We start from the raw sequence: 6,688 nt of genomic DNA, 5'->3' as shown, positions 1-6,688 counted from the left end.
CCCCTTTATTGTGGTCAAGGTGGGAGATAAACCTGTTCATGAGGTTTTTTACCAGCGTCTTTTAACCGCAACCATTACGGATCATGCCGGTAATGAAGCCGATACATTTGAAGCAGAGTTTGATGATAGTGGCAATGATTTAGAGGTTCCCTCAAGTAACAGTGCGCTACAGGTGATCTTTGGTTATGAGAACAGCATCAGTGCCTTTATGGGGCGTTTTGTTGTCGAATCGGTTGTAAGCTCAGGGGGTAGTGATGGAGAGATTTTGCGCATTTGTGGCAAAAGCGCCTCGATGCGTAAAGAACTCAAAGAACAGACAAGTGAACATTTTGACCACAAAACTGTTGGTGAAATTGTCGAGACACTCGCCAAACGCCATGGCTATCAAGCCAAGGTCAGCCCTCAGTTTAGCAAACAAACTTTGCCTTATGTGATTCGCACAGATCAATCGGCTGTTGATTTTTTAACCCGCCTTGCCGATCGCATGCGGGCACGTTTTTTGATCAAAGATGAGAAGTTTTTATTCTTAAGTGGGGACAATTTACCAGCCCTCGACATCCATAAATCTGACTGTTCGAGCTGGGAATTTACCCTAGAGCCACGCACGCAATATGGCACCATTGAAGCTACCTATTTTGATCGTTCACAAGGGCAACAGTTCTCTATCAAGCATCAGACAGGTTTTAGCGGAGCTGTGCGTCGTCTGCGCAATTGTTACCCTTGTAAAGAAGAAGCTTTATCTGCCGCTGCATCAGAATCAGATCGGCTTTGCCGTGCTGTGGGCAGTGGCTCTTTGTCTCTTGAGGGACGCCCTGAAATCATGGCGGATCAACCTCTTTTATTGCAAGGGTTTCGCGGCGAAATCAATGGGCCATGGAAAGCCGCTACTGTCACCCACCGCTATGACAAACAAAGCGGATACACAACAGAAATCACACTTGAAGCACCAAACAAGGGAAAAGAAAGCAATGAGAACACTGAACATGCTAAAAACAGAAAATCCAAGAGATAATTTTGCTTCTTCTTTTCGTCAACTTCCCCATAATATTGAAGCGGAACAGGCATTACTTGGAGCAATCCTGATTAATAATAATGCACTCGATCGCGTTTCAGACTTTCTCAAAGCAGAACATTTTTTTGAAACGCTACACCAAAAGATCTTTGAGATTGTCTTACAAATTATTCAAAAGGGTCATCTTGCAAACCCCATTACAATCAAGCCCTATATCCAAATGGAAGAAAAAGTTGGAGATATTACTGTATACCAGTATGTTGTTCGCTTAGCCACAGAGGCAGTTACTATTATTAACACTGAGGATTATGGACGCGTCATTTATGATCTGTTTATCCGCCGGTCTTTGATTAATCTTGGCAATGAAGTTGCCAATACAGCTTTTGATGCTCCTGTAGAGCTCACGCCTACTCAACAAATTGAAACGATTGAAAATCAGTTATTTGAGCTCGCCGAAAAAGGCAAATATGGGGGTGGGTTTGAAAACTTTGATACAGCCATTGCAAAAGCACTTAACATGGCAAGCGCTGCGAAAAAGCGTTCCTCACAGCTCTCAGGGATAGCTACCCATATCAAAACCCTTGATGAGAAAATGGGAGGGCTACAGCCATCTGATTTGATTATCATAGCTGGACGCCCTGGGATGGGAAAAACCTCTCTGGCGACTAATATTGCTTTTAATATTGCCAATGCTTGCAAGCGTGATGGCAACACACAAGAAAATGAAGGGGGTATAGTAGGATTCTTCTCACTTGAGATGTCATCTGAACAGCTTGCAACTCGCATTATCTCAGAACAAATAAAGGTTTCTTCTTCTGATATGCGTCGTGGTAATATCTCAGAAGAGCAATTTACCAACATCATTTACGCAATGCGTTCCTTACAAACAATCCCTCTTTATATTGATCAAACGGGGGGTGTATCCCTTGCACAATTATCCGCCCGTGCAAGGCGTCTTAAACGACAACATGGTTTAGATGTTTTGATTATCGATTATATCCAACTCATGACAAGCGGTTCAAAGCGTTCATTAGAAAATCGCGTTCAAGAAATTACAGCCATTACCACCGGATTAAAAGCACTTGCAAAAGAACTCAATATTCCCATCATCGCTCTCTCTCAACTTTCGCGTCAAGTTGAAAACCGAACCGATAAACGTCCACAATTATCCGATTTACGTGAATCTGGTTCAATCGAGCAAGATGCCGACATTGTTCTGTTTGTTTATCGTGAAGAATACTATCTCAAAAATGAAGAACCAAAAGAAGGCACTGCTGAGTATAGCAAGTGGCAAGAGGCAATGGAGCAAGCCAAGGGTAAAGCCGAGGTTATTATAGCAAAACAACGCCATGGTCCGACAGGAATCGTTCCCCTTGCCTTTCAACCCGACTTTACATGCTTTAGTGATTTGGAAAAATAGGAGCAGAAAAATGCGTTAAAGAGAGCTTTAAATACCCTTTAGATAAGGTCTTTGAAGATCCTTTGAGAACCCCTTAAAAACTCTTTGAGAAAAAATAAATTGGTACAAAACCTAGTGGCAAAATATACAAAACCCGCTGGCAAGCTACACAAGCTACAATACATACATACACACAACAAACAAGTAATGGTAGCGGAGGAGGGATTTGAACCCCCGACACAAGGATTATGATTCCTCTGCTCTAACCTACTGAGCTACTCCGCCAAAATAAGCAATCATAATTGTCAATAATTACATCTTTTGCGGATATAAGGGGTAGAATAGTAAGATGTCAAGCATCGTTTTTAAGCTTTTCTCTTGTCATTCTATTTTATCCTCGATATGTAAAAGTGTAATTTTCATATGATAAAGTAAGGTAAGGCATGAAAATGGTGCCACGTGTAGCGGTTTTAGGATGCGGTCATTGGGGTGAAAATCATATACGGACACTCCACTCTCTCGGGGCTTTAGCAGCAGTTTCTGATATTGATAATGATCGTGCTGCTAGTTTTGCAACACTGTATGGTGTAAAGGTTGTTACACCAGATGATCTTTTTACTCATCGAGATATTGATGCGCTGGTATTAGCGTTGCCGCCACAATTGCATACGCAAAATGTGCTCCGTGCTGTTAAAAATGGTAAAGATGTTTTGGTGGAAAAACCAATAGCCTTGAATGTTTCTGATGCTAAACGCCAAGTTCAGGAGGCTGAGGCCTATGAGCGAGTTTTTATGGTGGGCCATATTTTGCGTTTTCATCCAGCTTTTGAAAAAATGTGTGAATTGGTGAAAAACGGAGATGTGGGAGATGTGCGATATATTTATTCTCATAGATTAGGCTTTGGAAAATTTCACACACACAGTGATGCTTTATGGGATCTTGCCCCTCATGATCTCTCAATGATTTTGGCGTTGACAGGATGTGAACCTTCCGAAATTCGCGGTGAGGGGGCTGCTGTCGTTGATCAGATTTCTGATTTTTCTCATATTCATATGATTTTTCCAAATGGCGTGCGTAGTCATCTTTTTACTTCACGCTTGAGTTCTTATCGTGAGAGGCGTTTAATTGTTGTTGGAACAAAGGCTATACTCGTTTTTGATGATATGGAACCGTGGAGTCGTAAATTGGCAATGCACTATTTTGCCGTTTGGAAAGAAAATCAAGAGTGGGCTTTTAGCATGGATGAGCTGAATTATATTGATGTTTGTGAAGATTTGCCGCTTACTTGCGAATTACGGCATTTCCTTCATTGTATTGAAACGCGTCAATCACCTCGTACAAATGGTGATGATGCTATTGCGGTTTTACGGATTTTAACAGCTGCTGATGTCAATTATGATAGATAAAAGAGATAGGTAGCGCTTTTGCATTCTTGTGATGATCAATGGAGTTAATATGCAATTCATCGACCTTGGGGCGCAGCGTGCGCGTATTGAAGATAAAATTAATTTTGCAATTGCGCATGTAGTCGCTAGTGGTAAGTATATTTTGGGGCCAAAAGTGACAGAATTTGAAGAGAAATTGGCAGAATATCTTGGCGTTAAACATGTGATTGCATGTGCTAATGGAACAGATGCTTTGAAGATGCCTCTTATGGCTAAAAATATTGGTCCAGGGGATGCTGTTTTTTGTCCTAGTTTTACATTTTCAGCAACGGCTGAAGTGGTTGCTTTGGTGGGGGCTAAACCTGTTTTTGTTGATGTTTTACCTGATACATTCAATATTGATGTTGAAAAACTTTCTCACGCTATCGAAATGGTAAAAAAAGAGGGACGTCTAAAGCCAAAAGCTATTATTGCCGTTGATTTATTTGGGCTTTCTGCTGACTATGTGCAAATTGCTCAAGTGGCTGCAAAGGAAAATCTTTTTATAATTGAAGATGCTGCTCAATCTATGGGGGGGAGAAGCGGTAATACTATGTGTGGTGCTTTTGGTGATGTGGCTGCTACAAGTTTTTATCCTGCAAAACCATTAGGATGTTATGGTGATGGAGGCGCTATGATGACCAATGATGATCATTTTGCAGAACTTTTACGCTCTATTTTGTTTCATGGTAAAGGTGAAACGCAATATGACAATGTACGTATTGGTATGAATTCGCGTCTAGATAGCATTCAGGCTGCAATTTTACTAGAAAAGTTTGCGATTTTTGAAGATGAAATGGAAAAGCGTGTGGAAATTGCTCAACGCTATTCCAATGGCTTAAGAGATATTGTTACAGTTCCAGAAATAGGAGAAAATATTCGTTCTGCTTATGCACAATATACGATTAAGGTAAAAGAACGGGATAAATTAAAAGATTTTTTACAAAAAAATTCTATCCCTACAATGATTTATTATAAAACTCCTTTACATCAACAGCCAGCTTATAAACACTTCCCTTATGTAAAAGATTCCCTTTCTGTTTCAGAGTCTTTAGGAGAGTGTGTTTTAAGTTTACCAATGCATCCTTACTTGACACAAACGGATCAGGATATGATTATCAAAAAAATAAGAGATTTTTATCACTCCTGAGAGCGTGTTTTTATCCTTAAAATTATGGTCAAAGCTTTATTGGTGATTCATCTTAGAAGGTATTTTTTGTTAGAGTGTGTGGACAATGTTTTGGTATTATTTCCTTTCTAGGACCTATGAAATGTTGTCCTTTAGAGCGGTGATATGATTAGAAAGTGAAGCTTCTAGACAAGAAGATATTTTTTAACAGAACGGTATGGGCTAAAAAACTTTGTCCTTTAGCTTAGCAAAAAAGTCACGTTTAATAAAAAGGATTTGGGTTATGAAAGTTACAATGAACCTTTGTTGATTTTACTCTTCATTTAAGGTGTTTTAAAAGATAACTTATTTAACGGGGCTTTTGGAGAGAAAAGTTATTTTTTGGTGAATACGTGATGCTAGGTCATTTTTGCTTTTGGATTTTTGAATCAATGTGTTGATGGGTGATGTATTCCCCTCTTGTAGCGCTATTTGAGCTGCTAATGTTGCTGCAAGTTCTTTTGTTTCTTCTCGGAGTTCTTCTAGCAATTGGTGGTTAGCGGTCGTGTCCAGCTCATGAGTTTGGATTTTTTGTAAGCGTTGCTGATAGTGTGCGACTTTTTCACGCATCATTTGTCTTTCCTTTGGAAGTGTGTAGTGTGGCGATATTTTGTTTGATTGCTATCACTTCTTTGGTGAGAGTATCTTTTGTGGGGAGGCATAGCCGATAAAACTGTTCTGTTACTTGGCTCAGTTGTATTTTTTGTTGGACATATTTTTTTTGCAAAAATTCGTACTTTTGTTGGTTGTTTGCTAATTCTACAGCATGTTGTGCACGAAGAAAATCGTGATTTGCTTCTATTTCCGCGAGTGATAATGGCATTTTCGCACAAACATCTTTATACGCAAAATGAACGGCTTTACGCCAAATAAAAGGAGATAAAAGCACCAGTAACCAGGAAGTGAAAGCAACTCCAAGTATAAAAAAAAGAAATGATTGAATAAGCATAATATCCCTTTTCAAATAAGAATACGTTTAAAACGGATTCCATGTCGGTCTAGGTGTTAATTTTAAATATCCTATATTGATACCAAGGCGTGCGCCGACTCCTGTACGTATTGGGATTAACAAGGTATTATGGTATTTTAGGACATGAAAACCAACACCTGCAATTAAATAGGCCGAACCTGAAATACCACCATAGCGTCTCCATAAATTATTTATGCCATTAAGATTGTAAACTAAGATCATTAAACGGGAGCCTTGGCCGCCAAAATCCCATCCTACTGAGGGACCTTGCCAAAAAACTTTATGTTGACCATAGCTTTTGGTAAAAACCATTCCTTCGCCATAGGTTAATCCAGCAAAAAAGGCACCAGAAGCTTCTTCTCCTAAAATATAGGCATTGGGATAACCGTATTTTGAAAAAATATTTTGAATTGCAACAGCCAGACCACTAGCTGTTTTTCCAAAAAAAATATGACCAGAATCAATAATTTCTTGGAGTGAATAATGAGGTTCGTTTTGCTCTATTGGTTTTAGTCGAGCTTGTGTAGTGTTTATGGTGATGAATAAAAGGAAGATTAAAGATATAATATTTTTGTACCAGTATTTGAGCAGAGAGAGAGCCATGGAGTTTTCTCCTTTTATTAGTGATAAACAAAAAGATAATATTAGAATTTTCATTCTATTCAAATAAAAAATAAGCTATAAGGTTATTTAAATTCTTGAATTTATTTCTGAA

7 protein-coding genes and 1 tRNA gene are annotated in these 6,688 nt (G+C 39.1%); 4 read left to right on the top strand and 4 right to left on the bottom strand.

Annotated features, from left to right (window positions below; all coding sequences use genetic code 11):
- Window positions 1–1,012 (top strand): phage late control D family protein (locus tag ACFIMX_RS03380; protein ID WP_375694027.1); only part of this gene is annotated, 1,012 nt, incomplete at its 5' end.
- A complete protein-coding gene (locus ACFIMX_RS03375; RefSeq protein WP_375694026.1) occupies window positions 969–2,432 on the top strand; it encodes a replicative DNA helicase in 1,464 nt (487 codons plus the stop codon). The genes ACFIMX_RS03380 and ACFIMX_RS03375, both read left to right, overlap by 44 nt.
- Before the next feature lie 187 nt (window positions 2,433–2,619).
- On the opposite strand, the gene ACFIMX_RS03370 is transcribed toward ACFIMX_RS03375, so the two are convergent.
- Window positions 2,620–2,696, bottom strand: a tRNA-Met gene (locus ACFIMX_RS03370).
- A 164-nt stretch (window positions 2,697–2,860) separates the two neighbouring features.
- Here ACFIMX_RS03370 and ACFIMX_RS03365 point away from each other — a divergent pair.
- Complete coding sequence (locus ACFIMX_RS03365) at window positions 2,861–3,817, top strand: Gfo/Idh/MocA family protein (RefSeq protein ID WP_375618255.1); 957 nt, start codon at window positions 2,861–2,863, stop codon at window positions 3,815–3,817.
- Between the two features lie 49 nt (window positions 3,818–3,866).
- Window positions 3,867–4,985: a DegT/DnrJ/EryC1/StrS family aminotransferase gene (locus ACFIMX_RS03360; protein WP_375618185.1), complete on the top strand. Its 1,119-nt coding sequence runs from the start codon at window positions 3,867–3,869 to the stop codon at window positions 4,983–4,985.
- 324 nt (window positions 4,986–5,309) lie between these two features.
- Here the strand turns inward: ACFIMX_RS03360 and ACFIMX_RS03355 are convergent, their stop codons facing one another.
- Genes ACFIMX_RS03355 through ACFIMX_RS03345 form a run of 3 tightly spaced genes read right to left on the bottom strand, consistent with a single transcriptional unit; the run spans window position 5,310 to window position 6,576 of the window.
- Window positions 5,310–5,576 (bottom strand): hypothetical protein, encoded by a 267-nt coding sequence (locus ACFIMX_RS03355; RefSeq protein WP_375618186.1) that lies wholly within the window; start codon window positions 5,574–5,576, stop codon window positions 5,310–5,312.
- Window positions 5,566–5,952 (bottom strand): hypothetical protein, encoded by a 387-nt coding sequence (locus ACFIMX_RS03350; protein ID WP_375618187.1) that lies wholly within the window; start codon window positions 5,950–5,952, stop codon window positions 5,566–5,568. The genes ACFIMX_RS03355 and ACFIMX_RS03350 overlap by 11 nt, the downstream gene beginning before the upstream one ends.
- Before the next feature lie 27 nt (window positions 5,953–5,979).
- Window positions 5,980–6,576 carry a DUF1134 domain-containing protein gene (locus ACFIMX_RS03345; RefSeq protein ID WP_375618188.1) on the bottom strand — a complete coding sequence of 199 codons (597 nt, stop codon included), beginning with the start codon at window positions 6,574–6,576 and terminating at the stop codon, window positions 5,980–5,982.
- Window positions 6,577–6,688: the final 112 nt, after the last annotated feature.

The sequence above is a fragment of the Bartonella sp. AD24XZML genome, from assembly GCF_042196485.1.
Taxonomy (GTDB): Bacteria; Pseudomonadota; Alphaproteobacteria; order Rhizobiales; family Rhizobiaceae; genus Bartonella.
This window is presented reverse-complemented; position numbering and strand designations above follow the sequence as displayed.

Bases quoted from the DNA above. Each gene is read 5' to 3' on its own strand.
- ACFIMX_RS03345 (WP_375618188.1), bottom strand. From the start codon at position 6,576: ATGGCTCTCTCTCTGCTCAAATACTGGTACAAAAATATTATATCTTTA.
- ACFIMX_RS03375 (WP_375694026.1), top strand. From the start codon at position 969: ATGAGAACACTGAACATGCTAAAAACAGAAAATCCAAGAGATAATTTT.
- ACFIMX_RS03350 (WP_375618187.1), bottom strand. From the start codon at position 5,952: ATGCTTATTCAATCATTTCTTTTTTTTATACTTGGAGTTGCTTTCACT.
- ACFIMX_RS03365 (WP_375618255.1), top strand. From the start codon at position 2,861: ATGGTGCCACGTGTAGCGGTTTTAGGATGCGGTCATTGGGGTGAAAAT.
- ACFIMX_RS03355 (WP_375618186.1), bottom strand. From the start codon at position 5,576: ATGATGCGTGAAAAAGTCGCACACTATCAGCAACGCTTACAAAAAATC.
- ACFIMX_RS03360 (WP_375618185.1), top strand. From the start codon at position 3,867: ATGCAATTCATCGACCTTGGGGCGCAGCGTGCGCGTATTGAAGATAAA.